Below are 25,598 nucleotides of genomic sequence, written 5' to 3'. Positions count from 1 at the left end.
ATTTTCGCTTTTCATCTGGCTGACGGGCCGGTTTGTAAGCCGTTGTGCCGTGTCAGTGGAGGCGCAGTATAGGGATTTTCTGGGAGCTGACAAGTGTTTATTGCAAAAAGATTACCAGACGTCTTTTTTTTCGCCAAAAGAACTACAAAAGCCAGCTAATACGGGATATTTGCTGTTTTAAACATCAGAAATGCAGACCAGATGGCATACTACTAATAGAAACAAAGCTAAAGGAATTGCATTTATGTCTCTCTCTGCACAACAACTCGCCGCTCAAAAGAACCTTTCCTATGTTCTTGCGGAAAAACTAGCACAACGCATTCTCCGGGGTGAGTACGAAGCGGGCAGCATCTTGCCCGGTGAAATCGAATTGGGTGAGCTATTCGGTGTTAGTCGTACAGCGGTACGAGAGGCAGTAAAGACATTAACAGCTAAAGGAATGGTTCTCCCCCGCCCTCGTATTGGCACTCGCGTTATGCCTCGCAGCCACTGGAACTTCCTTGATAAGGAACTGCTCACCTGGTGGATGACAGAAGAGAACTTTAATGATGTGGTGGAATACTTCCTTGTTATGCGTAATAGCCTGGAACCACAAGCTTGTGCCATGGCCGCCATTAATGGAACTGAAGAACAAAAAGCTTTTCTCAACGAAATGATGGCAGAGATGGTTAAATTGAAAGGTGCATTTGATCGTCAACGCTGGATAGAAGTTGATATGGCCTATCACGAGCAAATCTATGCAATGAGTGGTAACCCATTCCTCTGTTCATTCGCTAACTTATTCCGTTCTATTTATTACAATTACTTTACTGCTATAACCGATAAAGAAGTTATCAAGCTCGATTTGCACCAGGCAATCGTTGATGCCATTACCCGGGGTGATAGCCAGGCCGCATTAGTCGCTGGTCAGGATCTATTGAAAGAACCCTTCGAACACGGGTAAAGTCTCACGTTCTCCTGAGTGCCTTAAAACATCAGGACAAAAATGACCAAAACAGCTCGCAGTATGGCCGGGTTACCGTGGATTGCGGCGATGGCTTTCTTTATGCAGGCGCTGGATGCCACAATTCTGAATACCGCGTTACCCGCAATTGCCCATAGCCTTGGCCGTTCGCCGCTGGCAATGCAATCCGCGATAATCAGCTACACCCTTACCGTTGCGATGCTGATTCCCGTCAGCGGTTGGCTGGCCGACCGCTTCGGAACACGACGCGTGTTTATGGTCGCAGTTTCCCTCTTTACTCTAGGCTCGTTCGCCTGCGCGATGTCCAGTTCACTCGGTGAATTGGTTGTCTTCCGCGTAATACAAGGGATTGGTGGTGCGATGATGATGCCGGTTGCCCGTTTAGCATTATTACGCGCCTATCCGCGCAGCGAATTACTGCCCGTTTTAAACTTCGTCACCATGCCAGGGCTTGTTGGCCCAATCCTCGGCCCATTGCTCGGCGGCGTTTTGGTCACATGGGCAAGCTGGCACTGGATTTTCCTCATTAATATACCTATCGGAATTCTCGGGCTTATCTATGCCCGCAAGTACATGCCAAACTTTACGACTCCACGGCGTGGCTTTGATATGACCGGCTTTCTTTTGTTTGGCTTGAGTCTGGTGTGCATTTCTAGCGGGATGGAGTTATTCGGCGAACGCATTGTTGCCAGTTACATCGGTATTCTGACGATATTAAGTGGGCTTGCTCTGCTGGCAGCTTATATCTGGCACGCACGTCGTCACCCAACACCGCTTATCGCTCTGCCGATGTTTCGCACCAGAACTTTCTCTGTAGGGATCATCGGTAATCTCGCGTCACGTCTGGGAACCGGTTGTGTGCCGTTCCTGATGCCTTTAATGCTACAGGTCGGTTTTGGCTATTCGGCGTTAATCGCCGGCTGCATGATGGCACCTACTGCAATGGGTTCGCTGCTGGCAAAATCAACCGTAACGCAAGTATTGCGCCGTCTGGGTTATCGGAAAACATTAGTGGGCGTCACGCTGATCATTGGCTTACTGATTGGGCAATTCTCATTGCAGTCGCCGGGAATGGAAGTATGGCTGCTCATTTTGCCACTGTTTATTCTGGGGATGGCGATGTCCACACAATTCACCGCGATGAATACCATTACGCTTGCCGACCTCACCGATGAAAACGCCAGTAGCGGTAATAGCGTTCTGGCCGTAACACAGCAGTTGGCAATTAGTCTTGGAGTCGCAGTGAGTGCCGCAGTGCTCAGGATCTATGAAGGTATCGACAGCATTAATACCGTCGAGCAGTTCCACTACACATTCCTGACGATGGGTGCTGTAACGTTAGTTTCGGCTCTGGTGTTCTTGCTGTTACGTCCGAAAGATGGGCGCAACATGATCAAACGTTAAACTGAACCGCGTTCCACCAGCTCTGGTGTCAGAAACAGACGTTGTTGTTCCAGGGCGGGTTGCGCCATGCGATGTATCAATACATCAACGGCCAACTCACCCAACTCATCTTTTGGTTGGTGGATAGTCGTGAGCGGTGGCGTCATATATCGGGCAAGTTCGATATCGTCATAACCGACTACCGCCATATCTTGTGGGACTTTAAGCCCTGCCTGATACAACGCGTGATAAGCCCCAACAGCCATTGCATCGTTGCCAGTAAAGACTGCATGCGGTGGCTCTTCGAGTGCAAGAAGTGAATTCATTGCCGTGAAGCCGCCCTGGAATTCAAAGTCGCCAATGATTTCGTAGCCTTCATGGACAGCAAGCCCTGCGCGATTCATTGCCTTTCTATAACCTTCAAGCCGCAACCGCGCTGGCGTTTTATCTTGTGGGCCTGTGATGCAAGCGATGCGGGTATAGCCATTATCGATAAGATGTTGAGTCGCCGTCTCACCGCCAAGCAGCGAGTTGTCCTGAATGACATCGCTTTCGCCTTCAAAAGGCGCCCAGTCCATCATCACAGTCGGAATAGAAGGGTAGCGACTCATAATTTCCGGTGAAGGAAGATGTGTTTCAGTGCACAACAGCAGCAAACCATCGACACGCTTTTGCAGCAGTGTTTCCAGGTTGCGGTTCATGCGCTGCTCATCGCCTTCGGTATTACACAACACCAGGCTGTATCCACGCTCAAAACAGCTCCGTTCAACCCCACGCACCAGCTCAGAATAAAACGGGTTACTACTGGCGGTGATTAACATCCCGATTGTGTGCGTTTGATTGAGCTTGAGGCTACGCGCCAGAGCGGAAGGTGCATAGTTGAGCGTTTTGATTGCAGCATCGACCTTTGCGCGAATGGCATCACTCACGAAACGGTCGTTATTAATGACGTGCGAAACGGTGGAAGTCGAAACCCCGGCCATTTTTGCGACGTCTTTCATGGTGGCCATGATTATCCTTGCTGCTGCAAAAAATCGTCTATTTCATTACGCCACGGCACAGAAGGCTGCGCACCTTTACGCGTCACGGCGATAGCGGCGGCGGCATGAGCAAAACGAATCGCATCAGCCATCGGTTTATCTTCCAGCAATGCGGTGACCAGCGCGCCGTTAAAGGTGTCGCCTGCGGCAATGGTATCCACCGCTTTGACCTTAAAGCCAGCAACGCGCTGCCCTTTACCGCTCTCACTCAGCCAAACACCACGGCTACCGAGCGTAATAATGACGGTTTCAATGCCTTTCGCATGCAGTGCCTGAGCGGCAACCGCAGCGTCGTCGTCATTTTCGACACGAATACCGGTGAGCTTTTCTGCCTCGGTTTCGTTCGGGGTGATCATATCCACCAGCCCGAGCAATTCATCAGATAGCTCACAGGCAGGCGCAGGATTAAGCACAACTTTGGTTTGATGTTGATGGGCAATTTTAGCCGCAGCCAGCACGCTTTGCAGCGGTGACTCAAGCTGCATTAAAAGCACGGAAGCCTCAGCGATTTTCTGATTCTGTTCCGCCACAAGCGCAGGCGTTAATGCCCCATTAGCCCCGGCATGAATGCCAATAACGTTTTCACCAGCGCTATTGACGAAAATTAGCGCAACACCGGTTGAAGCATCTTTAATAGTGCTGATCGGCGAGGTGTCGATGTTGTCACTTGCCAGTTGTTTGCAAACGCGACTACCCGTGTCGTCGCTACCTACACAGGCAATAAAGGCAATGTCTGCGCCGCTGCGCCCGGCTGCAACAGCCTGGTTCGCACCCTTTCCACCGAACGCCACCTGATACTCTTGCCCGGTCACGGTTTCACCCGGCGTCGGAAAATGTTCGAGGTTAAGGATATGGTCAGCGTTAATGCTTCCCAGGACGACGAGCTTGCCTTTAGTTTTCATATTTTTCAGTCCAGTTAAGTGCGCCACCCCAGATTAGTGAGTGGCGCGATGCCCTGCTTTTCTTATGTCGTCTTATTTAGTAACCAGCTTCAGTTCAACCGGGATTTTGGAGTCGACTTTTTCGCCTTTCAATACTTTGTCGGCAGTTTCTACCCCGATAACGCCAATCTGGTCAGCCATCTGTGCAACGGTCGCACCCAGTTTGCCGCTTTCTACTGCTTTCACACCGTCAGCGGTACCGTCGAAGCCCACCACCAGAACGTCGGATTTACCGGCAGTTTGCAGTGCGCGCAATGCGCCCAACGCCATTTCGTCATTCTGAGCAAATACTGCCTGCACGTCTGGATGCGCAGTCAGCAAGTTCTGCATCACGTTCAGGCCTTTAGTTCGGTCGAAGTCAGCAGGCTGGCTCGCCAGAACAGTGAATTTGTGGGCAGCTGTCGCTTGTTTGAAGCCTTCGCCACGTTCACGCGCAGCAGATGCACCCGCGATACCTTGCAGTTCGATAACTTTCGCACCTTCACCCAGTTTCTTAGCAATGAAGTCACCGGCCATTTTGCCACCAGCCACGTTATCAGAAGCAATGTGGCTGACCACGGTGCCCTGGTTTGCCATACGGTCGAGGGTAATCACAGGGATTTTAGCCTGGTTGGCCATTTTCACCGCGTTGCCTACCGCATCGGAATCGGTTGGGTTGATAAGCATCAGTTTGGTACCGCGAACCGTCAGATCCTGCACGTTTGCCAGCTCTTTCGCCGGGTTGTTTTGCGAATCCAGCACGATCAGGTTGTAGCCCAGTTTGTCGGCTTCTTTTTGTGCGCCGTCCTTCAGTGAAACGAAGAACGGGTTATTCAGCGTGGAGACCACCAGCGCGATGGTGTCTTTGGCCATTGCGTTGGCGCTAACGGTGGCACTCAGTGCAACAGCAGAAACCAGGGTAGCCAGCTTTTTCATATTCATATTCAGATGTCCTGTAGGGTTATGATTGTTACTGCTTTTTGTTGTCCACCAGCACCGCCAGTAAAATAACCACTGCTTTGACGATCATCTGGTAATAAGAAGAAACACCTAATAAATTCAGCCCGTTGTTCAGGAAGCCTAAGATCAGCGCACCAATCAGCGTCCCAACAATACGCCCTTTCCCGCCAGCAAGGCTTGTGCCGCCCAGAACCACCGCCGCGATAGCATCCAGCTCATAGCCGGTACCCGCCGTGGGTTGTGCGGAAGAAAGACGCGCCACTTCGATGATCCCGGCCAAAGACGCCAGCAGACCGCAAAGTGAGTAAACGATAATTTTGACTTTGTTAACGCTGATGCCGGACAAACGCGTCGCCGCTTCGTTGCCGCCCAGCGCATAGATATAACGGCCCAAACGCGTGTGGTGCAGCATGTACCACGCCGCGAGGAACACAACGCCCATAATCCACACTGGCGTAGGAATCCCCAGCGGACGGCCAATACCAAACCAGCCAAACACATCAGCGTTGTCAGAGAATCCGGTATTTACTGGGCTACCGTTGGTGTAAACCATGGTGACGCCGCGCAGTAAAAGCATCATCACCAGCGTGGCGATAAACGCCTGAACGCGCCCTTTGGCGACAATCACACCGGTTACTGCACCAATTGCGGCACCGAGTGCCAGCGCACCTGCAACCGCCACCAGTGCATTCACTTCTAAACCGACAATCGAGGCGGCGACCGCACCAGTCAGCGCCAGTAAGGAACCGACGGACAGGTCAATCCCGGAAGTCAGAATAACCAGCGTCATCCCCACCGCCATAATGGCGTTCACTGAGGTTTGTTGCAGGATATTGAACAGGTTATTAACCGTGAAAAAGTTCGGGCTCAGGCTCGAAACAATCGCAATCAGCACCAGCAGAGCGATAAGGGATTTTTGTTCTAACAGCCACGCTTTAGTGAACCAGCGACGGCCAGGAATAGCTTGGGTACTCATTTTACAGACTCCTGATTCACGCGATTTAGCTTGCCGACGGCTGCCGCCATTAAGATTTCCTGAGTCGCCTCTTCACGGGTAAATTCCCCGCCGAGATGCCCCTCGTGCATCACCATGATTCGGTCACTCATGCCGAGCACTTCCGGCATTTCGGACGAAACAAGAATGATGCTCAACCCATCGGCTTTGAACTGATTGATTAACTGATAAATTTCTTTTTTCGCCCCAACGTCTACGCCACGCGTCGGCTCATCAAGAATTAATACTTTCGGGCGTGTCATCAGGCCACGGGCTATGGCGACCTTTTGTTGGTTGCCGCCAGAAAGCAGGCCAATCGGCTGTTCCATTGATGGCGTTTTGACGTTGAACAAACGGATAAAGTCCTGCACCGCTTGCTGTTCATCTTTATGTTTCAGGCTGCCGCCGTTATGGCTGAAATAACGCAATGCGGTGAGTGACATGTTCTCTTTAACCGACATGCCGAGCACCAGCCCGTCACGCTTACGGTCTTCAGAGATATACACAATGCCATTTGCCAGCCCATCCTGCGGCGAACGCGTCACCACTTCGCGGCCTTCAAGTGCCACATAACCGCCAGTACGCGGCAATGCGCCATACAACACTTTCATGAGTTCGGTGCGACCCGCGCCCATCAAACCGGCCACACCGAGAATCTCACCTTTGCGCAAAGTAAAACTGACGTCATGTACGCCAGGTCCGGAAAGGTTATCGACCCGCAAAAGGATTTCGCCAGGTTGTTTATCCAGACGAGGATATTGCTCTTCCAGTTTGCGCCCGACCATCATTTCGATAAGCGAATCTTCAGTCAGCGTTGCCACTTCACGCTCGGCAATGAACTGTCCATCGCGGAAGACGGTCACGTCATCGCAAATCTCGAAGATCTCTTTCATGCGGTGGGAAATATAGACAATGCCGCGCCCCTGAGCTTTCAGCTCGCGGATCACGCGGAATAAAGAGTCAGTTTCGGTATCGGTTAGCGCATCGGTCGGTTCATCCATCACGATGACTTTTGACTCGAAGCTCAGCACCTTGGCGATTTCGACCATTTGCTGATCGCCAATCGACAAATCGCCCACCAGCTTCTGGCTGTTAAAGCGCAGGTTGAGCTTAGCGAGTAATTTATCGGCCTCGGCATACATCGTTTTCCAGTCGATTTTGCCGAAGCGGTTAACAAATTCGCGGCCCAGGAAGATGTTTTCCGCAATGCTGAGCTGCGGGATCAAGTTGAGTTCCTGGTGAATAATACCGATGCCCGCTTCCTGTGAGGATTTAGGGCCATTAAAAGTGGTTTCTTTGCCCAGCCATAACAGCGAACCCGCATCACGCTGATAGATGCCAGTCAGCACTTTCATCATGGTGGATTTGCCTGCGCCGTTTTCACCCACCAGCGCCATCACGCGCCCTGTGTACACATTCAGCGCTGCACCAGAAAGGGCTTTTACGCCAGGGAACGATTTATCGATACCTTTTAATTGCAGTAACGGTTCCATGCCGGCCTCAGAAAGTTACGCCAGCACAGAGAATGATATTCGCATACGGGGAACACTCCCCGCTGCGAATAACCGCATGACTATCAGCGGTGTGCTGCTTGAACTGCTCATGACTGATGTAACGAATAGAAATGGTGTTTCCCTGGTGTTGTTGCAGTTGCTCGATGTGCTTGAGCAACGTTTCATGGAGTTGGGGATTATGTTGTTTAATTTCCGAAGCTAAGATCGCAGCTTCAACCTGCATCTCTTGCGTTACGACTTCAACGACCTGCATAAAACCCGGTACGCCGTGAGTCAGTGCCAAATCAATACGCGGTGTATTGCGTGGAATGGGCAACCCGGCATCGGCAATCACCAGCGTGTCGGTGTGGCCAAGACGGGAAATAACGGACGAGATGTCAGCGTTGAGAACAGTACCTTTCTTCATTTTCTTACTCCACTAGCGAAACGTTTCGCTGAGATGAAGTGTAGGAAAAGGTGTGTGGATAAAACAACCATGAAGTTATGAAAATGTGATCGCTATCGAAACGTTTCGCTGACTTGTTTCACGACGAGGCAAATGAGAGCGCGCGCAATCAAACAGGTAAAAAAAACGCCCCTTCGATTGAAGAGGCGTTAGCTTTATATCTCGACCTGAGTACCCAATTCAATGACCCTGTTTGGCGGGATTTCGAATTGGTCCGGCGCACGCAAGGCGTTGCGTTGCAGCGCGAGGAACAGTTTGCCACGCAGGCGCAGATACCATGGACGTTTACCGATGATCAGTGACTCATGCGACATAAAGAACGATGTCTCCATCATTCGGCAACTTAGCCCTTCCAGGCCACAGCGGTGGAATACCTCTTCCACGTTTGGCGTTTCACGCCAGCCGTAGCTTGCCACCACTCGCCAGAAGGTTGGCGAAAGCTGTTCAATCGAAACACGCTTCACGTTATGAACGTATGGCGCATCTTCGGTTCGCAATGTCAGCAACACTACGCGCTCATGCAACACTTTGTTGTGCTTGAGGTTATGCAGCATCGCAAATGGAATCACGTTCAATGCACGGGACATATAAACCGCAGTCCCAGGCACACGTACCGGCGGTGATTTCTCCAGAGAAGCAATCATCGCTTCCAGTGAATTACCATGTTCATGCATGCGGCGTAGCAGGCGGAAACGCTCGCTTTTCCAGGTCGTCATAATGATAAACATCACCAACGCCAGGCAGAGTGGCAACCAACCACCAGAGAAAATCTTAACGGCATTGGCAGAGAACAGCGGAATGTCGATAAACAGGAACCCAGCGCCCATCAGCAATACCCCAATCTTATTCCAGTGCCAGTTTTTGCGTGCCACGGTACAAGAAAGGATTGAGGTCAACACCATGGTGCCGGTGACCGCAATACCATATGCCGCCGCCAGGTTGCTCGAATGCTCGAAGCTAACAATCACAATCACCACAGAGATATAGAGGAGCCAGTTAATCGCTGGCACATAAATCTGCCCGGATTCCATTTCCGAGGTGTGGATGATGCGCATTGGCGACAAGTAACCGAGACGCACAGCCTGGCGAGTCAACGAGAACACCCCCGAGATCACCGCCTGAGAGGCAATAACCGTCGCCAGTGTTGCCAGAATCATCAGCGGGATCAGCGCCCAGTCTGGTGCTAATAAGAAGAATGGGTTTTTTATCGCTTCAGGCGTTTTCAGCAGCAATGCACCCTGGCCGAAGTAGTTCAGAACCAGTGACGGCAGAACCACGGAGAACCACGCAATACGAATCGGGAACTTACCGAAGTGGCCCATATCCGCGTACAGCGCTTCAACGCCAGTAATAGAAAGAACCACTGCGCCAAGAGCAAAGAACGAAACGGTTTTGTATTCGAGGAAGAAATGCACCGCCCATGCCGGATTCAGTGCCTGAAGCACTTCCGGGTTAGCGATAATGCTGCGCGCACCTAATACCGCCAGCACCAGGAACCACAGCAACATCACGGGAGCAAACAATTTGCCCACCATGCCGGTACCGTGTTTCTGAATCATAAACAGCAGTGTCAGGACAATTATCGACAGCGGAACGATATAGGCGTCAAGCTGCGGCGCGGCTATCTCAAGCCCTTCAATGGCCGACATCACCGATATTGCCGGAGTGATAACCACCTCACCATAGAAGAAGCTGCCACCGATCAATCCCATGATCACCAGCACCGACGTCATTCTTGCCGATGTATTACGGCCAGCCAAAGACATTAGCGTCAAAATACCGCCTTCACCGGCGTTATCTGCACGCATCACAAAGGTCAGGTATTTAACCGAAACGACTAAAATCAGCAGCCAGAAAATCAGAGATAAAAAGCCAAATACGGCGTCACGTTCAACACCAAATCCAAATTGACCAGACAGACATTCTCGAAGGGTATAAAGCGGGCTAGTACCGATATCGCCGTACACTACCCCAATTGCAGCCAGCGTTATCGCAGGCAATGATTGTTTATTATCAGCGCTCATAGACTAATCTTTTGTTGGAATCCCGAAAGCGTGTGCTTAGTCCCTTGGCCCACAAAAAGGCGCACAGTATGCACGATAATCAAGTAAATCGTACCCCTAAATACAACTGGCTTAATTTATGTCAGGGAAAAAAGAGCCGATCATCAATCCATTAACGATAATATATACTCGCTTTCCCAATCAGTGGTCACCGCGTAAGGATGCAATGCTAATTATGGCTCAATCACATTTATTGGCTGAAAGAATTTCACGACTCAGCCAGGCTCTGGAAAAAGGATTGTTTGAACGCCAACACGCAGTGCGCCTTTGCTTACTGGCAGCACTTAGCGGTGAAAGCGTGTTCTTGCTTGGCCCTCCGGGGATTGCCAAAAGTTTAATTGCCCGCCGTTTGAAGTTTGCGTTTCAGCACGCGCGCGCCTTTGAATACCTGATGACTCGCTTTTCCACCCCTGAAGAAGTATTTGGGCCATTATCGATTCAGGCTTTAAAAGATGAAGGCCGCTATGAGCGTTTGACTGCCGGTTATCTGCCAGAAGCGGAAATCGTGTTTCTCGATGAAATCTGGAAAGCCGGCCCCGCCATTCTCAATACCCTGCTAACTGCCATAAACGAACGTCGTTTCCGCAATGGCGCGAGCGAAGACAAAATCCCCATGCGTTTGCTGGTAGCGGCATCCAATGAACTGCCCGAAGCAGACAGCAGCCTGGAAGCATTGTATGACCGTATGCTGATCCGTCTGTGGCTCGACAAAGTGCAGGACAAAGGCAATTTCCGTTCCATGCTCACCAGTCAGCATGATGAGAACCACAACCCGGTTCCGGAAAACCTGCAAATCACCGACGACGAGTATTTCCAGTGGCAGCAAGAAATTGGCACCGTGGCGTTGCCAGATAATGTATTTGAGCTGATATTCACCTTGCGCCAGCAACTCGAGAACGCTGCAGGCGCACCTTATGTTTCTGATCGACGCTGGAAAAAAGCCATTCGCCTGCTGCAAGCCAGCGCCTTCTTTAGTGGCCGCAATGCCGTCGCACCGATTGATTTGATCCTGCTTAAAGATTGCCTGTGGCATGACTCTGCTGCGATGAATTTGATGCAGCAACAGCTTGAAATATTGATGACCGGACACGCATGGCAGCAGAATTCAATGCTGGCTAAATTGGCAGCCATCGTACAGCGCCGCATTCAGTTGCAACAACAGCATAGCGACCGCGAAGCCATCACTGTGACCAAACAAGGTGGGATGTTCACTCGCCGCCCGCAGTACCAGCTACCAGAAAACCTTACCGGCGAAACGCTGACGTTGCTGCTTCAGCAACCGCTAAAACTGCACGACATCGAAGTTGTCCACGTGTCTATTTCCCGTGAAGCCTGTGCGCAATGGCTAATAAAAGGTGGAGAACTGCGTGGCAAACTCAATGGCATCGGTTTTGCCCAGGTACTGAATATGGAAGTCGACTCCAGCCAGCATCTGGTTCTGCGCGACATTAGCCTGCAAGGCACACGGCTGGTGATGCCGGGTAAACAGCAACAAGCGATGCCGGAGGAGATCAAACAACAATTCGAAGCCCTGGAAGCTACCCTCCATCAACAACATGAACGTTTTAACGATCAACAAAAATGCCTGTTTATCAATAATGAATGGCTAGGAAAAATAGAAGCCAGCCTGCAAGAAGTTGCAAAACAAATTAAGCAGGCGCGGCATTAATGCTCAGTGTTGAGACACTGGATCTCATCCTCGCGATTAGCGAGGGAGAATTAATAGAAGAGATCATTATCACGCTGCTGGCTGGACCGCAGTTAGCCATGTTCTTTGAGAAATTCCCACGCCTGAAAAACGCCGTAACCAAAGATATCCCACGCTGGCGCGAGTTATTAAAAGCGCGCTTGCAGGACACTTTAGTGCCCCAAGAACTGGCTCGCGAAGTCATCTGCTATCAGGAAAGCCAATTACTTTCTACCAGCCAGTTATCCGCAAAACTTCCCGAAATTTTACTTCTGCTGAAAAGTGTCGATTCACCATTTTACGGACAGGCACAAACGCTGGTGGAGGAAATGCCGCACCTGACAGCCGCGCAACATACGCTGTTTCTGCAACGCTGGCGCTTGAGTCTGGTGGTTCAGACCACATCGTTTAACCAACAGTTGCTGGAAGACGAGCGTGAACAACTGCTCGCGGAAGTGCAACAGCGCCTGGCACTCAGCGGTCAGCTTGAACCTGTTCTGGTCGACAGCGATAACGCTGCGGGCAGGCTTTGGGATATGAGTGCCGGTGCGCTGAAACGCGGGGATTATCAGCTCATCGTCCAGTACGGTGATTTTCTTGCCAGCCAGCCGGAATTACTGAAACTGGCTGAGCAACTTGGGCGCTCTAAAGAAGCGAAAGCGGTGCCGAGAAAAGATGCACCGACTGAGACCTGGCGCATGCTGGTGCGTGAGCCCGCCACCGTTCCTGAACAGGTTGATGGCCTACAGCGTAGCGATGACATTTTGCGTTTGCTGCCACCGGAGTTAGCCACGCTGGGCATCAGTGAACTGGAATTCGAGTTCTACCGTCGGCTGGTGGAAAAACAATTGCTGACTTACCGATTGCATGGCGACTCATGGCGCGAGAAAGTCGTTGAACGCCCTGTTGTTCACCAGAAATTTGATGAACAGCCGCGCGGACCGTTTATTGTTTGCGTTGATACGTCCGGTTCAATGGGTGGTTTTAACGAACAATGCGCCAAAGCTTTTTGCCTGGCACTGATGCGCGTGGCGCTGGCAGATAACCGCCGCTGTTTCATCATGCTGTTTTCCAGCGAAGTGGTGCGTTATGAAGTGTGTGGCGCAGATGGCATAGAACAGGCGATCCGTTTTCTGAGCCAGCGTTTCCGTGGCGGCACGGATCTCGCCAGCTGTTTCCGGGCGATCGCAGAAAAAATGCAGGGCAGTGAATGGCATGATGCCGATGCGGTGGTCATTTCTGACTTTATCGCGCAACGCCTGCCTGACGAGGTGGTGGCGCAGGTAAAGGATCTCCAGCGTATTCATCAACATCGTTTCCATGCAGTGGCGATGTCGACACACGGCAAACCCGGCATCATGCGCATTTTCGATCATATCTGGCGCTTTGATACCGGGATGCGTAGCCGCCTGCTGCGTCGCTGGCGGCGTTAATCTTTACAGCAGTGACGCAACCTTCGCGTGGATTTCAGAAGGCCATACACCGCACTGAACCTGGCCGATGTGCGGCTGTTGCAGCATCAGCATGACTAAACGAGATTGACCAATACCACCGCCAATAGTTTGCGGCATTTCGCCTTTCAGCAGCGACTGATGCCACTCGAGTTGCAAACGATCATCATCACCGGTGACTGCCAGCTGGCGTTTTAGCGTTTCAGCATCCACGCGGATCCCCATAGAAGACAGCTCAAATGCGTCTTCCAGAAGCGGGTTCCACACCATAATGTCGCCGTTCAAGCCTTTGAAATCGCCCAGGCTTGCCGTTGACCAGTCATCATAATCTGGCGCACGAACATCATGACGTTTGCCATCCGCCAGCTTACCGCCAATACCAATCAGGAAAACTGCGCCCAGCTCTTTGGCAATCGCACGTTCACGGCCTTTGGCATCAAGGTTCGGGAAACGCTGCTGTAATTCTTCGCTATGAACAAAATGGATTTGTTCAGGCAGGAAAGGGGTCAAACCGTACTGTTCGCTCACTGCGGCTTCCGTAGCTTTCATTGCCGCCCAGATGCTTTCTACAGTTTGCTTTAGTGTTCCGAGATGACGCTCTCCTTCGCCCATAACGCGCTCCCAATCCCACTGATCGACATACACAGAGTGGATCGGGGTCAAACGGTCTTCATCGGGACGAAGGGCTTTCATGTGCGTGTAAAGCCCTTCGCCCGCGCTGAAGTCATGCTGGCCGAGTGTTTTTCTTTTCCATTTAGCCAGCGAATGCACCACTTCAAACTGCGCTTCAGGCAAAGTTTTCACTTTGACCTGCACGGCTTTCTCGCAACCAGACAGATTGTCCTGAGTCCCGTCACCCACGCGGCTGAGAATCGGAGCCTGGACTTCCATAAGACCAAGCTTTTCTTCCAGTTGACGGGAGAAGTGGGACTTAACAAAACTAATCTGGCGTTGTTTAGCGATGTAGGCAGTTTTCATGGCTTTCTCTTTATTGTGTTGTTTTACTGACGATGATTAAGCAACAAACACGGCATAACATTCAATAATCAACAATAAAAAAGCCTTACTGGTTTTCAATCGACTAATTTAAGGCTATAAAATCTGAACTATCGTTACTAATCATAGGAAAAAGTGATGGATAATTATCAGATCGACAATCTCGATCGCGGCATTCTTGACGCATTAATGGCAAATGCCCGTACCGCGTATGCAGAACTGGCTAAGCAATTCGGCGTTAGCCCAGGTACAATCCATGTGCGTGTCGAGAAAATGAAACAAGCCGGGATTATTACTGGCGCACGCATTGATATCAGCCCAAAACAGCTGGGTTACGACGTTTGCTGCTTTATCGGCATCATTTTAAAGAGTGCAAAAGATTATCCTTCTGCGCTGGCAAAACTGGAAAGCCTGGAAGAAGTCACTGAGGCGTACTACACAACGGGGCACTACAGCATCTTTATTAAGGTGATGTGTCGATCTATAGATGCCCTTCAACAGGTACTTATCAACAAGATCCAAACAATTGATGAAATTCAGTCCACTGAAACGTTGATCTCCCTCCAGAACCCGATCATGCGTACCATCAAGCCCTAAGCGTTATTTTTAATACCCATATTATCCACAGGTAGATCGCAGGCGTTACACAGCGTACAATGCCCATCGTTTCGAAAAGGTGGACAGCAATGACAGAAGTTACTCTGATTAGCGGCAGTACCCTGGGCAGTGCCGAATATGTGGCTGAACATCTGGCTGAAAAGCTCGATGAAGCGGGTTTTAGTACTCAAACGCTGCATGGGCCATTGTTAGAAGATCTGCAAACCAGTGGAATTTGGCTGATTGTCTCTTCTACTCATGGAGCAGGAGATCTTCCTGATAATCTGCAACCTCTGTTTGACGCTATAAATGAAGAACGCCCGGATCTGAGTGCCCTTCATTATGGTGCAGTCGGGATTGGTAGTCGTGAATACGACACTTTTTGCGGCGCGATCGAGAAACTCGACACCCTTTTGACCGAGTGCGGAGCTAAAAGAATTGGCTCTTTACTGAAAGTGAACATCCTTGATCACGATATTCCTGAAGATCCAGCCGAGATTTGGGTCGGATCATGGAAGAATTTACTCCAGGATTTGTAAAGATCTCACTTTTATCTGTGTATAAGTATGCTTAAAACCTTGGGTTAAGCAGTAGTTATCCCAATAACAACTCCTGTTCACTTTTTGAGTTGTGCATAAGTACCCGTTTTGATCCCAGCTTATACTGCGTAGGATCACCGATCATTCACAGCTAACGATCCTTCTTAATCGCTTGATCTCTTTACCATAAAAGCGCTTATCCACAGAACATGCCGATCATAATAAGAGATCATAATAAAGAGATCTTTAAATAAAAAAGATCTTCTTTTAATTACCGGGGATCCCAAGGCTTTCTCGAAAGGCTAAAGTTAAGTAGAATCGCCAACCCCGGGAATCAGTCATCCCCCATTTGCAAAACCGTGAGGCAGTACCATGTTTTATCCAGATCCTTTTGACGTCATCATCATTGGCGGGGGTCATGCAGGCACCGAGGCTGCAATGGCCGCTGCACGGATGGGCCAACAAACCCTTCTTTTGACTCACAATATCGACACGTTAGGGCAAATGTCTTGCAACCCAGCGATCGGTGGTATTGGCAAGGGACATCTGGTTAAAGAAGTGGACGCTTTAGGCGGTTTGATGGCAAAAGCTATCGACCATGCAGGCATCCAGTTTAGGATACTAAACGCGAGCAAAGGCCCCGCAGTTCGGGCTACTCGTGCTCAGGCTGACCGTGTGCTGTACCGTCAGGCGGTACGCACTGCGCTGGAAAACCAGCCCAATCTGATGATCTTCCAGCAAGCTGTTGAGGATCTGATTGTCGAGAACGATCGTGTCGTTGGTGCTGTGACGCAAATGGGCCTGAAGTTCCGCGCTAAATCCGTGGTACTGACCGTAGGTACTTTCCTGGATGGCAAAATTCATATCGGACTGGATAACTACAGCGGTGGCCGTGCTGGTGATCCACCGTCCATTTCGCTTTCACGCCGTCTGCGTGAATTACCACTGCGTGTCAGCCGCCTGAAAACAGGCACTCCTCCACGCATCGATGCACGCACCATAGATTTCAGCGTACTTGCGAAACAGCATGGCGATAACCCGATGCCGGTGTTCTCGTTCATGGGGAATGTGAACCAGCATCCTGCGCAAGTACCGTGTTACATCACGCATACCAACGAAAAAACACACGATGTTATTCGTAATAACCTCGATCGCAGCCCGATGTACGCAGGCGTTATCGAAGGGATCGGGCCACGTTACTGCCCATCAATCGAAGACAAAGTGATGCGTTTTGCTGACCGTAACCAGCATCAAATCTTCCTTGAGCCTGAAGGGCTAACCAGCAACGAAATTTACCCGAACGGTATCTCCACCAGCCTGCCGTTTGATGTCCAGATGCAGATCGTCCGTTCGATGGAAGGTATGGAAAACGCGAAGATCGTGCGTCCTGGCTATGCTATCGAATATGACTTCTTCGATCCTCGCGATCTGAAACCGACACTGGAAAGCAAATATATTCAGGGTCTGTTCTTTGCTGGCCAAATCAACGGTACTACCGGCTACGAAGAAGCCGCAGCACAAGGTTTGCTGGCGGGTCTTAACGCCGCACGCTTCTCGGCTGAGAAAGAGGGTTGGGCACCTGCACGCTCCCAAGCTTACCTTGGCGTACTGGTTGACGATCTTTGCACCCTCGGAACCAAAGAACCGTACCGCATGTTTACCTCACGTGCCGAATATCGTTTGATGCTGCGTGAAGACAACGCCGATCTGCGTTTAACCGCTGTTGGCCGTGAAATGGGCCTGGTGGACGATGCTCGTTGGGCACGCTTCAACGAAAAGCTGGAGAGCATCGAGCTTGAACGCCAACGTCTGAAAGACATCTGGCTGCACCCGCATTCTGAAAGTGTCGAAGAAGTGAACGCCAAACTGAGCGCACCATTGTCGCGTGAAGCAAATGGCGAAGATCTGCTGCGTCGCCCAGAAATGACCTATGCTGAGATGATGCAATTGTCCGTCTTTGCACCGGGCCTTGAAGATCCACAATCCGCAGAGCAGGTAGAAATTCAGGTCAAATACGAAGGCTACATCGCTCGTCAGCAAGAAGAGATTGAAAAACAACAACGTAACGAAAACACGTTGTTGCCTGCAACGCTTGATTATCGGCAGGTAAGTGGTCTTTCTAACGAAGTGATCGCCAAGCTTAATGATCATAAGCCCGTATCAATTGGACAGGCATCGCGTATTTCAGGGGTCACCCCGGCTGCGATTTCGATCTTGCTTGTCTGGCTAAAGAAACAAGGCTTGCTACGCCGTAGCGCCTGAGAACATATTTCAGGGCCGGGATATCCTGGCCTTTTTTTTGACAGATTTTGATGGATACAGACTGCCGTGCTTAACAAACTGAATCGCCTGCTGAAAAGCGCGGGTATCACGTTACCAGAAAACCAGAAAGTACAGCTGGTAGGGTATGTTGAATTGCTCCACAAGTGGAACAAAGCATATAACCTGACTTCAGTACGTAACCCAGATGACATGTTGGTGCGCCATATTCTCGACAGCATTGTTGTCGAACCGTATTTGCAGGGATCGCGTTTTATCGACGTCGGTACTGGGCCGGGTTTACCGGGTATTCCACTGGCGATTGTACGTCCTGATGCGCATTTTACGCTGCTTGATAGCCTGGGTAAGCGTGTACGCTTCTTACGCCAGGTTCAGCATGAGCTGCATCTTGAAAACATCACGCCGGTGCAAAGTCGTGTGGAAGAGTTCCCTGCACAACCGCCATTTGATGGCGTCATCAGCCGTGCTTTTGCTTCTATGACGGACATGGTGACCTGGTGTAAGCATCTGCCAGCGGAGAATGGTTGCTTCTACGCTCTAAAGGGTTTACGCCCTGATGATGAGATTGCAACCTTGCCTGAGAACTTTAGCGTTGAAGAAGTTATTCGTTTGCAGGTTCCGGAGCTTGATGGTGAACGACATTTGGTGATGATTAAGGCAAACAAAACTTAATATTTATCAAAAAAAGGTGAGAAAGGATTGTTTCGTGAACGTTAAAAATACAAGGGAAAATGGCTGACACCCCTGGTTACATTTAACGATATTTTAACTTTATCGCCCCTATTTTTTAACTAGCTATCTATTATCGAGCTTAAAAATAGTTAACATTGAAAATATAACCGTGCTAATTGTTTTGTGAATTTTTTACTTAGCCTAATGTTAAAAGCTTAATAAAAATGTCAATGAAATGTTTTTGCAGTGTTTCAGGTTGTTTTAAATAGACTAGACTGTAATCAGCTTATTTATCAGACATCTGTGTTTCGCACTTTAAGAGACAGACAAATGTCCAGAGCATATGACATGTTCGATTTGTGATCTGGTGCACGCTTTATTCTATGGGTATTTCGGTTATTTGCAGTTTTCAGGAAAATAACCGCTATTCAGCAAAAGTTGAAAAATAACGGTACAGGAAAATATTTAAACATTTGTTCACCTTTTTGCTACTTATTGTTTGAAATCACGGGGCCGCACCGTATAATTTGCTCGCTTTTTGAGGCTTGACTCGGAGTCGTAAAGGAAGTTTTATACGACACGCGACATACCCCGAAGGGAGCAGGAGTTAGGATACGCCATGTCTGTGTCGCTATTGAGTAGAAACGTTGCTCGTAAGCTTCTGTTCCTTCAGCTACTTGCAGTGATAGCAATTGGATTGCTGTTTTGCCTCAAAGACCCCGCGTGGGGTGCTTCTGCTTTCGGCGGAGGCCTGGCAGCCTGGTTGCCAAATGCAGTGTTTATGAATTTCGCCTGGCGTCACCAGGTGCATACACCGTCTAAAGGCCGTTTGGCCTGGACCTTCGCTATCGGCGAAGTGTTAAAGGTGATTGCGAGCTTTACCATACTGGTGGTGGCGTTAGCTGGTTTTAAGGCGGTATTGTTGCCGCTTATTGTGACGTGGGTTTCGGTGCTGGTTGTGCAGATACTCGCACCAGCTGTAATTAACAACAAAGGGTAAGAGGCATCATGTCTGCAGGAGAAATCTCTACACCGCAGGAGTATATAGGCCACCATCTGAATAACCTTCAGTTGGACCTGCGTACTTTCTCGCTGGTGGATCCGCATAACCCCCCGGCCACCTTCTGGACGCTCAATATTGACTCCATGTTCTTCTCCGTGGTTCTGGGTTTCTTGTTCCTGGTGTTATTCCGCAAAGTAGCTAAAAATGCTACCAGTGGTGTCCCAGGGAAATTCCAGACAGCAGTTGAGTTGATCATCGGTTTTGTTAATAGCAGTGTCAAAGACATGTACCATGGCAAAAGCAAGGTCATCGCACCGCTAGCCTTGACTGTCTTTGTCTGGGTATTCCTGATGAACTTGATGGACCTGCTGCCAATCGATTTCTTGCCATATATCGGCGAGCACATCTTTGGCCTGCCAGCCCTGCGTGTGGTGCCGTCTGCGGACGTGAATATCACCCTGTCTATGGCGCTGGGCGTGTTTATCCTGATTCTTTTCTACAGCATCAAAATGAAAGGCATTGGCGGCTTCACGAAAGAGCTGACGCTGCAGCCGTTCAATCACTGGGCATTTATTCCTTTCAACTTAATCCTTGAAGGTGTAAGCCTGCTGTCCAAGCCTATCTCACTTGGTCTGCGACTGTTCGGCAACATGTATGCCGGTGAATTGATTTTCATTCTGATTGCTGGTCTGTTGCCGTGGTGGTCACAGTGGATTCTGAGTGTGCCTTGGGCCATTTTCCACATCCTGATCATTACGCTGCAAGCCTTCATTTTCATGGTTCTGACGATTGTCTATCTGTCGATGGCATCTGAAGAGCATTGATTTTACTTACCACTACTGCGTTTTAACTGAAACAAACTGGAGACTGTCATGGAAAACCTGAATATGGATCTGCTGTACATGGCTGCCGCTGTGATGATGGGTCTGGCGGCAATCGGTGCTGCGATCGGTATCGGCATCCTCGGGGGAAAATTCCTGGAAGGCGCAGCGCGTCAACCTGATCTGATTCCTTTGCTGCGTACTCAGTTCTTTATCGTTATGGGTCTGGTGGATGCTATCCCGATGATCGCTGTTGGTCTGGGTCTGTACGTGATGTTCGCCGTCGCGTAGTAAGCATTGCTTAACATATCAAGCAATATCAGAACGTTAACTAACAAAGAGGCATTGTGCTGTGAATCTTAACGCAACAATCCTCGGCCAGGCCATCGCGTTTGTCCTGTTTGTTCTGTTCTGCATGAAGTACGTATGGCCGCCAATCATGGCTGCCATCGAGAAGCGTCAACAAGAAATTGCTGACGGTCTCTCTTCTGCAGAACGTGCCAAAAAGGACCTTGACCTTGCACAGGCCAACGCGACCGACCAGCTGAAAAAAGCCAAAGCGGAAGCTCAGGTGATTATTGAGCAAGCGAACAAACGCCGCTCACAGATCCTTGAAGAAGCTAAAACCGAGGCAGAGCAGGAACGTGACAAAATCGTTGCACAGGCTCAGGCAGAAATCGACGCTGAGCGTAAACGCGCTCGTGAAGAACTGCGTAAGCAAGTGGCTCTGCTGGCAATTGCCGGTGCCGAGAAGATCATTGAACGTTCCGTGGATGAAGCTGCTAACAGCGACATCGTTGATAAACTGGTCGCTGAACTGTAAGGAGGGAGGGGCTGATGTCTGAATTTGTAACTGTAGCTCGCCCCTACGCCAAAGCAGCTTTTGACTTTGCCGTCGAACACCAAGGCATTGATAACTGGCAGTCTATGCTAGCTTTCGCTGCTGAGGTGTCTAAAAACGAACAAATGACAGAGCTACTCTCCGGCGCTTTAGCCCCGGAAACGCTCTCTCAGTCGTTTATCTCTATTTGTGGTGACCAGTTAGACGCCAACGGCCAGAACCTGATTAAGGTGATGGCTGAAAACGGTCGTTTGAAGGTTCTTCCTGATGTTCTAGAGCAATTCGTTCAACTGCGTGCAGCCCGCGAGGCTACGGTTGAAGTCGAAGTGACTTCTGCCAGCGCGTTAAACGAAGCCCAGCTTTCGAAAATCAGCGCCGCGATGGAAAAACGTCTGTCACGCAAAGTTAAGCTGAATTGCAAAATTGATAAGTCTGTAATGGCAGGTGTCATCATCCGTGCGGGTGATATGGTCATTGATGGTAGCGTACGCGGCCGTCTTGATCGCCTGACAGACGTCTTGCAGTCTTAAGGGGACTGGAGCATGCAACTGAATTCCACCGAAATCAGCGAACTGATCAAGCAGCGCATTGCTCAGTTCAGTGTTGTGAGCGAGGCTCACAACGAAGGTACAATCGTTTCTGTAAGTGACGGTATCATCCGCGTACACGGCCTGGCCGATGTAATGCAGGGTGAGATGATTTCCCTTCCGGGAAACCGTTACGCCATTGCACTGAACCTTGAGCGCGACTCTGTAGGTGCGGTAGTAATGGGTCCGTACGCTGACCTTGCCGAAGGCATGAAAGTTAAGTGTACTGGCCGTATTCTTGAAGTACCAGTTGGCCGTGGCCTGTTGGGCCGCGTGGTGAACACCCTGGGTGCGCCAATCGACGGTAAAGGTCCTCTGGACCACGACGGCTTTGCTGCTGTTGAAGCGATTGCTCCGGGCGTAATCGAGCGTCAATCGGTAGACCAACCAGTTCAGACTGGTTATAAGTCTGTTGATGCCATGATTCCAATCGGCCGTGGTCAGCGTGAGCTGGTCATCGGTGACCGTCAGACTGGTAAAACAGCGCTGGCGATCGATGCCATCATCAACCAACGTGATTCCGGCATCAAATGTATCTACGTTGCTATCGGCCAGAAAGCATCCACTATTTCTAACGTGGTTCGCAAACTGGAAGAACACGGCGCACTGGCTAACACCATCGTGGTGGTTGCTACTGCTTCTGAATCCGCTGCACTGCAATACCTGGCTCCGTATGCTGGTTGCGCAATGGGCGAATACTTCCGTGACCGCGGTGAAGATGCACTGATCGTATACGATGACCTGTCTAAACAGGCTGTTGCGTACCGCCAGATCTCCCTGCTGCTTCGTCGTCCACCAGGTCGTGAAGCATTCCCAGGCGACGTGTTCTACCTCCACTCCCGTCTGCTGGAACGTGCTGCGCGTGTTAACGCCGAGTACGTTGAAGCATTCACCAAAGGTGAAGTGAAAGGTAAAACCGGTTCCCTGACTGCTCTGCCGATTATCGAAACTCAAGCTGGCGACGTTTCCGCGTTCGTTCCGACCAACGTAATTTCTATTACCGATGGTCAGATCTTCCTGGAATCCAACCTGTTTAACGCCGGTATTCGTCCTGCGGTTAACCCGGGTATCTCCGTATCGCGTGTTGGTGGTGCTGCTCAGACCAAGATCATGAAAAAACTGTCCGGTGGTATCCGTACCGCTCTGGCACAGTATCGTGAACTGGCTGCGTTCTCTCAGTTTGCATCTGACCTTGACGACGCGACCCGTAAGCAGCTGAATCACGGTCAAAAAGTGACCGAGCTTCTGAAGCAGAAACAATATGCGCCGATGTCTGTTGCGCAGCAGTCTCTGGTTCTGTTCGCTGCTGAACGTGGTTACCTCGAAGATGTGGAACTGGCTAAAATCGGTAGCTTCGAAGCCGCTCTGATGGCTTACGTTGACCGTGACCATGCTCCACTGATGCAAGAAATCAACCAATCTGGTGGCTATAACGACGAAATCGAAGGCAAGCTGAAAGGCATCCTCGATTCCTTCAAAGCAACTCAGTCCTGGTAAAGTCTGGCGGCTTGTCTTAGGGCAAGCCGCAAGGCATTGAGGAGAAGCTCATGGCCGGCGCAAAAGAGATACGTAGTAAGATCGCAAGCGTCCAGAACACGCAGAAGATCACCAAAGCAATGGAAATGGTCGCCGCGTCCAAAATGCGTAAATCGCAGGAACGCATGGCTGCCAGCCGTCCTTACGCAACAACAATGCGTAAAGTGATTGGCCACCTTGCTCTGGGTAATCTTGAATACAAACACCCTTACCTGGATGAACGCGAAATCAAACGCGTGGGCTACCTGGTGGTGTCCACTGACCGTGGTCTGTGTGGTGGCTTGAACACTAACCTGTTCAAAAAGCTGCTGGCTGACATGAAAGAGTGGTCCGATAAAGGCGTTCAAAGCGAAATCGCAATGATCGGCTCCAAAGGCGTCTCTTTCTTCAACTCTGTAGGCGGCAATATTGTTGCCCAAGTGACAGGTATGGGTGATTTCCCTTCCGTGTCCGAGTTGATTGGCCCGGTGAAAGTGATGTTGCAGGCCTACGATGAAGGCCGTCTGGACAAGCTGTATGTTGTCAGCAACAAATTTATTAACACAATGTCTCAGGTTCCTACCCTCACCCAACTGCTGCCGTTACCGCCAGCAGAAGACGGTGAGTTGAAGAAGAAATCCTGGGATTATCTGTATGAACCTGATCCTAAAGCGCTGCTGGACACCTTGCTGCGCCGTTATGTGGAATCTCAGGTTTATCAGGGCGTCGTAGAAAACCTGGCCAGCGAGCAGGCCGCACGAATGGTGGCGATGAAAGCCGCTACCGACAATGGCGGCAGCCTGATTAAAGAGCTGCAGTTGGTTTACAACAAAGCTCGTCAGGCCAGCATTACTCAGGAACTCACCGAAATCGTCGGTGGCGCTTCCGCGGTATAACCAGGTTTACGTATTTAGAGGATTCGAGATGGCTACTGGAAAGATTATCCAGGTAATCGGCGCCGTGGTGGACGTCGAGTTCCCTCAGGATGCCGTACCAAAAGTGTACGACGCCCTTGAGGTTACAAATGGTAAAGAACGTCTGGTGCTGGAAGTTCAGCAACAGCTGGGTGGTGGCGTAGTTCGTACTATCGCCATGGGTACTTCTGACGGCCTGCGTCGCGGTCTGGAAGTGACTAACCTCGATCACCCAATTGAAGTGCCGGTAGGTAAAGCGACTCTGGGCCGTATCATGAACGTCTTGGGCGAGCCTATCGACATGAAAGGCGATATCGGCGAAGAAGAGCGTTGGGCTATTCACCGTGCTGCACCAAGCTACGAAGAACTGTCTAGCTCCCAGGATCTGCTGGAAACCGGCATCAAAGTAATGGACCTGATTTGTCCGTTCGCTAAGGGCGGTAAAGTCGGTCTGTTCGGTGGTGCGGGTGTAGGTAAAACTGTAAACATGATGGAGCTTATTCGTAACATCGCGATTGAGCACTCCGGTTACTCTGTGTTTGCAGGCGTGGGTGAGCGTACTCGTGAGGGTAACGACTTCTACCACGAAATGACCGACTCCAACGTTCTGGACAAAGTATCACTGGTTTATGGCCAGATGAACGAACCACCAGGTAACCGTCTGCGCGTAGCACTGACCGGTCTGACCATGGCTGAGAAGTTCCGTGACGAAGGTCGTGACGTTCTGCTGTTCGTTGATAACATTTACCGTTATACCCTGGCCGGTACAGAAGTATCTGCACTGCTGGGTCGTATGCCATCTGCGGTAGGTTACCAGCCAACTCTGGCAGAAGAGATGGGTGTTTTGCAGGAGCGTATTACCTCCACCAAAACTGGCTCAATCACTTCTGTTCAAGCGGTATACGTACCTGCGGATGACTTGACTGACCCATCTCCAGCCACCACCTTTGCGCACTTGGATGCAACCGTGGTACTGAGCCGTAACATCGCGTCTCTGGGTATCTACCCTGCGGTAGATCCACTGGATTCCACCAGCCGTCAGTTAGATCCACTGGTTGTTGGCCAGGAACACTACGACACCGCGCGTGGCGTGCAGTCAATCCTGCAACGTTACCAGGAACTGAAAGATATCATCGCCATTCTTGGTATGGATGAACTTTCTGAAGAAGATAAATTGGTTGTAGCACGTGCGCGTAAGATCCAGCGCTTCCTGTCTCAGCCATTCTTCGTAGCAGAAGTCTTTACCGGTTCTCCGGGCAAGTTCGTATCGCTGAAAGATACTATCCGTGGCTTTAAAGGCATCATGGACGGCGAGTACGACCATCTGCCAGAGCAGGCGTTCTACATGGTTGGTACTATCGACGAAGCTGTTGAGAAAGCCAAAAAACTTTAACGCCTTAATCGGAGGGTGA

At 50.4% G+C, this 25,598-nt stretch carries 25 protein-coding genes; 17 read left to right on the top strand and 8 right to left on the bottom strand.

All coding sequences use genetic code 11. The features are described from left to right. From EC843_RS24650 to mdtD, 3 genes are all read left to right on the top strand, one after another. Positions 1–181: hypothetical protein (locus tag EC843_RS24650; protein ID WP_208111336.1), on the top strand; the 181-nt coding region annotated here is incomplete at its 5' end. A gap of 63 nt (positions 182–244) precedes the next feature. Beyond that, the gene (locus EC843_RS21280) at positions 245–943 is read left to right on the top strand and encodes a FadR/GntR family transcriptional regulator (RefSeq protein WP_064541926.1); all 699 of its coding nucleotides are present in this window, start codon (positions 245–247) and stop codon (positions 941–943) included. Positions 944–985: 42 nt separating this feature from the next. Then, positions 986–2,368, top strand: coding sequence for a multidrug transporter subunit MdtD (gene mdtD / locus EC843_RS21275; protein WP_133523027.1), 1,383 nt, complete (start codon positions 986–988; stop codon positions 2,366–2,368). On the opposite strand, the gene rbsR is transcribed toward mdtD, so the two are convergent. The 7 genes from rbsR to kup all read right to left on the bottom strand — a co-directional run bounded on the left by rbsR (position 2,365) and on the right by kup (position 10,244). Further along, positions 2,365–3,357, bottom strand: coding sequence for a ribose operon transcriptional repressor RbsR (gene rbsR / locus EC843_RS21270; protein ID WP_064541932.1), 993 nt, complete (start codon positions 3,355–3,357; stop codon positions 2,365–2,367). The two genes, mdtD and rbsR, sit on opposite strands and share 4 nt — an antisense overlap. 2 nt (positions 3,358–3,359) lie before the next feature. Next, complete coding sequence (gene rbsK / locus EC843_RS21265) at positions 3,360–4,289, bottom strand: ribokinase (protein WP_121814640.1); 930 nt, start codon at positions 4,287–4,289, stop codon at positions 3,360–3,362. Positions 4,290–4,361: 72 nt separating this feature from the next. Continuing rightward, positions 4,362–5,249, bottom strand: coding sequence for a ribose ABC transporter substrate-binding protein RbsB (rbsB, locus tag EC843_RS21260; RefSeq protein ID WP_064541938.1), 888 nt, complete (start codon positions 5,247–5,249; stop codon positions 4,362–4,364). 28 nt (positions 5,250–5,277) lie between these two features. After that, the gene (gene rbsC, locus EC843_RS21255; protein ID WP_064541941.1) at positions 5,278–6,243 is read right to left on the bottom strand and encodes a ribose ABC transporter permease; all 966 of its coding nucleotides are present in this window, start codon (positions 6,241–6,243) and stop codon (positions 5,278–5,280) included. Further along, positions 6,240–7,754: a ribose ABC transporter ATP-binding protein RbsA gene (rbsA, locus tag EC843_RS21250; protein WP_064541944.1), complete on the bottom strand. Its 1,515-nt coding sequence runs from the start codon at positions 7,752–7,754 to the stop codon at positions 6,240–6,242. The genes rbsC and rbsA overlap by 4 nt, the downstream gene beginning before the upstream one ends. Before the next feature lie 7 nt (positions 7,755–7,761). Continuing rightward, positions 7,762–8,181: a D-ribose pyranase gene (gene rbsD / locus EC843_RS21245; protein ID WP_064541947.1), complete on the bottom strand. Its 420-nt coding sequence runs from the start codon at positions 8,179–8,181 to the stop codon at positions 7,762–7,764. Between the two features lie 194 nt (positions 8,182–8,375). Then, positions 8,376–10,244, bottom strand: coding sequence for a low affinity potassium transporter Kup (kup, locus tag EC843_RS21240; protein WP_064541950.1), 1,869 nt, complete (start codon positions 10,242–10,244; stop codon positions 8,376–8,378). A 214-nt stretch (positions 10,245–10,458) separates the two neighbouring features. Between kup and ravA the strand changes: the two genes are divergently transcribed. Further along, a complete protein-coding gene (gene ravA / locus EC843_RS21235) occupies positions 10,459–11,952 on the top strand; it encodes an ATPase RavA (protein WP_064542196.1) in 1,494 nt (497 codons plus the stop codon). Beyond that, positions 11,952–13,403 carry an ATPase RavA stimulator ViaA gene (gene viaA, locus EC843_RS21230; protein ID WP_064541955.1) on the top strand — a complete coding sequence of 484 codons (1,452 nt, stop codon included), beginning with the start codon at positions 11,952–11,954 and terminating at the stop codon, positions 13,401–13,403. Before ravA ends, viaA begins: the two co-directional genes overlap by 1 nt. A gap of 3 nt (positions 13,404–13,406) precedes the next feature. Here the strand turns inward: viaA and asnA are convergent, their stop codons facing one another. Continuing rightward, positions 13,407–14,399 carry an aspartate--ammonia ligase gene (asnA, locus tag EC843_RS21225; protein WP_133523026.1) on the bottom strand — a complete coding sequence of 331 codons (993 nt, stop codon included), beginning with the start codon at positions 14,397–14,399 and terminating at the stop codon, positions 13,407–13,409. A 156-nt stretch (positions 14,400–14,555) separates the two neighbouring features. Here asnA and asnC point away from each other — a divergent pair, with 156 nt between their 5' ends. The 12 genes from asnC to atpD all read left to right on the top strand — a co-directional run bounded on the left by asnC (position 14,556) and on the right by atpD (position 25,579). After that, entirely contained in the window at positions 14,556–15,014 is a 459-nt protein-coding gene (gene asnC / locus EC843_RS21220) for a transcriptional regulator AsnC (RefSeq protein ID WP_034499887.1), read from the top strand. Between the two features lie 89 nt (positions 15,015–15,103). Beyond that, the gene (gene mioC / locus EC843_RS21215) at positions 15,104–15,553 is read left to right on the top strand and encodes an FMN-binding protein MioC (protein ID WP_064541961.1); all 450 of its coding nucleotides are present in this window, start codon (positions 15,104–15,106) and stop codon (positions 15,551–15,553) included. Positions 15,554–15,925: 372 nt separating this feature from the next. Next, positions 15,926–17,815 (top strand): tRNA uridine-5-carboxymethylaminomethyl(34) synthesis enzyme MnmG, encoded by a 1,890-nt coding sequence (mnmG, locus tag EC843_RS21210; protein ID WP_064541964.1) that lies wholly within the window; start codon positions 15,926–15,928, stop codon positions 17,813–17,815. Between the two features lie 66 nt (positions 17,816–17,881). After that, entirely contained in the window at positions 17,882–18,505 is a 624-nt protein-coding gene (rsmG, locus tag EC843_RS21205) for a 16S rRNA (guanine(527)-N(7))-methyltransferase RsmG (protein ID WP_064541966.1), read from the top strand. A 619-nt stretch (positions 18,506–19,124) separates the two neighbouring features. Then, positions 19,125–19,505 carry a F0F1 ATP synthase subunit I gene (gene atpI / locus EC843_RS21200; RefSeq protein ID WP_064541969.1) on the top strand — a complete coding sequence of 127 codons (381 nt, stop codon included), beginning with the start codon at positions 19,125–19,127 and terminating at the stop codon, positions 19,503–19,505. 8 nt (positions 19,506–19,513) lie between these two features. Further along, on the top strand, positions 19,514–20,332 hold the full coding sequence (gene atpB / locus EC843_RS21195) for a F0F1 ATP synthase subunit A (RefSeq protein WP_064541971.1): 819 nt from the start codon (positions 19,514–19,516) through the stop codon (positions 20,330–20,332). Positions 20,333–20,380: 48 nt separating this feature from the next. After that, positions 20,381–20,620 (top strand): F0F1 ATP synthase subunit C, encoded by a 240-nt coding sequence (gene atpE, locus EC843_RS21190; RefSeq protein WP_000429386.1) that lies wholly within the window; start codon positions 20,381–20,383, stop codon positions 20,618–20,620. A 61-nt stretch (positions 20,621–20,681) separates the two neighbouring features. Continuing rightward, a complete protein-coding gene (gene atpF, locus EC843_RS21185) occupies positions 20,682–21,152 on the top strand; it encodes a F0F1 ATP synthase subunit B (protein WP_034499875.1) in 471 nt (156 codons plus the stop codon). Between the two features lie 14 nt (positions 21,153–21,166). Beyond that, positions 21,167–21,700, top strand: a complete 534-nt coding sequence (gene atpH / locus EC843_RS21180) for a F0F1 ATP synthase subunit delta (protein WP_064541974.1) — start codon at positions 21,167–21,169, stop codon at positions 21,698–21,700. 12 nt (positions 21,701–21,712) lie between these two features. After that, entirely contained in the window at positions 21,713–23,254 is a 1,542-nt protein-coding gene (gene atpA, locus EC843_RS21175; RefSeq protein WP_064541978.1) for a F0F1 ATP synthase subunit alpha, read from the top strand. A 50-nt stretch (positions 23,255–23,304) separates the two neighbouring features. Further along, positions 23,305–24,168, top strand: coding sequence for a F0F1 ATP synthase subunit gamma (gene atpG / locus EC843_RS21170; protein ID WP_064541981.1), 864 nt, complete (start codon positions 23,305–23,307; stop codon positions 24,166–24,168). A gap of 28 nt (positions 24,169–24,196) precedes the next feature. Continuing rightward, on the top strand, positions 24,197–25,579 hold the full coding sequence (atpD, locus tag EC843_RS21165; RefSeq protein ID WP_064541984.1) for a F0F1 ATP synthase subunit beta: 1,383 nt from the start codon (positions 24,197–24,199) through the stop codon (positions 25,577–25,579). Positions 25,580–25,598 lie beyond the last annotated feature (19 nt).

Origin of the sequence: Buttiauxella sp. JUb87 (assembly GCF_004361975.1) — a bacterium.
Classification (GTDB): domain Bacteria; phylum Pseudomonadota; class Gammaproteobacteria; order Enterobacterales; family Enterobacteriaceae; genus Buttiauxella; species Buttiauxella ferragutiae.
Note: the sequence above shows the minus strand (reverse complement) of the source record. Positions and strands in the feature narration are given on the sequence as shown.

Excerpts from the sequence above, each read along its gene's own strand:
- rbsB (WP_064541938.1), bottom strand. The coding sequence starts at position 5,249 with ATGAATATGAAAAAGCTGGCTACCCTGGTTTCTGCTGTTGCACTGAGT.
- atpB (WP_064541971.1), top strand. The coding sequence starts at position 19,514 with ATGTCTGCAGGAGAAATCTCTACACCGCAGGAGTATATAGGCCACCAT.
- atpI (WP_064541969.1), top strand. The coding sequence starts at position 19,125 with ATGTCTGTGTCGCTATTGAGTAGAAACGTTGCTCGTAAGCTTCTGTTC.
- kup (WP_064541950.1), bottom strand. The coding sequence starts at position 10,244 with ATGAGCGCTGATAATAAACAATCATTGCCTGCGATAACGCTGGCTGCA.
- atpD (WP_064541984.1), top strand. The coding sequence starts at position 24,197 with ATGGCTACTGGAAAGATTATCCAGGTAATCGGCGCCGTGGTGGACGTC.
- rbsC (WP_064541941.1), bottom strand. The coding sequence starts at position 6,243 with ATGAGTACCCAAGCTATTCCTGGCCGTCGCTGGTTCACTAAAGCGTGG.
- mdtD (WP_133523027.1), top strand. The coding sequence starts at position 986 with ATGACCAAAACAGCTCGCAGTATGGCCGGGTTACCGTGGATTGCGGCG.
- atpE (WP_000429386.1), top strand. The coding sequence starts at position 20,381 with ATGGAAAACCTGAATATGGATCTGCTGTACATGGCTGCCGCTGTGATG.
- atpH (WP_064541974.1), top strand. The coding sequence starts at position 21,167 with ATGTCTGAATTTGTAACTGTAGCTCGCCCCTACGCCAAAGCAGCTTTT.
- rbsD (WP_064541947.1), bottom strand. The coding sequence starts at position 8,181 with ATGAAGAAAGGTACTGTTCTCAACGCTGACATCTCGTCCGTTATTTCC.
- asnA (WP_133523026.1), bottom strand. The coding sequence starts at position 14,399 with ATGAAAACTGCCTACATCGCTAAACAACGCCAGATTAGTTTTGTTAAG.
- atpA (WP_064541978.1), top strand. The coding sequence starts at position 21,713 with ATGCAACTGAATTCCACCGAAATCAGCGAACTGATCAAGCAGCGCATT.
- ravA (WP_064542196.1), top strand. The coding sequence starts at position 10,459 with ATGGCTCAATCACATTTATTGGCTGAAAGAATTTCACGACTCAGCCAG.
- EC843_RS21280 (WP_064541926.1), top strand. The coding sequence starts at position 245 with ATGTCTCTCTCTGCACAACAACTCGCCGCTCAAAAGAACCTTTCCTAT.
- mioC (WP_064541961.1), top strand. The coding sequence starts at position 15,104 with ATGACAGAAGTTACTCTGATTAGCGGCAGTACCCTGGGCAGTGCCGAA.
- atpG (WP_064541981.1), top strand. The coding sequence starts at position 23,305 with ATGGCCGGCGCAAAAGAGATACGTAGTAAGATCGCAAGCGTCCAGAAC.
- mnmG (WP_064541964.1), top strand. The coding sequence starts at position 15,926 with ATGTTTTATCCAGATCCTTTTGACGTCATCATCATTGGCGGGGGTCAT.
- rbsA (WP_064541944.1), bottom strand. The coding sequence starts at position 7,754 with ATGGAACCGTTACTGCAATTAAAAGGTATCGATAAATCGTTCCCTGGC.
- rbsK (WP_121814640.1), bottom strand. The coding sequence starts at position 4,289 with ATGAAAACTAAAGGCAAGCTCGTCGTCCTGGGAAGCATTAACGCTGAC.
- viaA (WP_064541955.1), top strand. The coding sequence starts at position 11,952 with ATGCTCAGTGTTGAGACACTGGATCTCATCCTCGCGATTAGCGAGGGA.
- asnC (WP_034499887.1), top strand. The coding sequence starts at position 14,556 with ATGGATAATTATCAGATCGACAATCTCGATCGCGGCATTCTTGACGCA.
- rbsR (WP_064541932.1), bottom strand. The coding sequence starts at position 3,357 with ATGGCCACCATGAAAGACGTCGCAAAAATGGCCGGGGTTTCGACTTCC.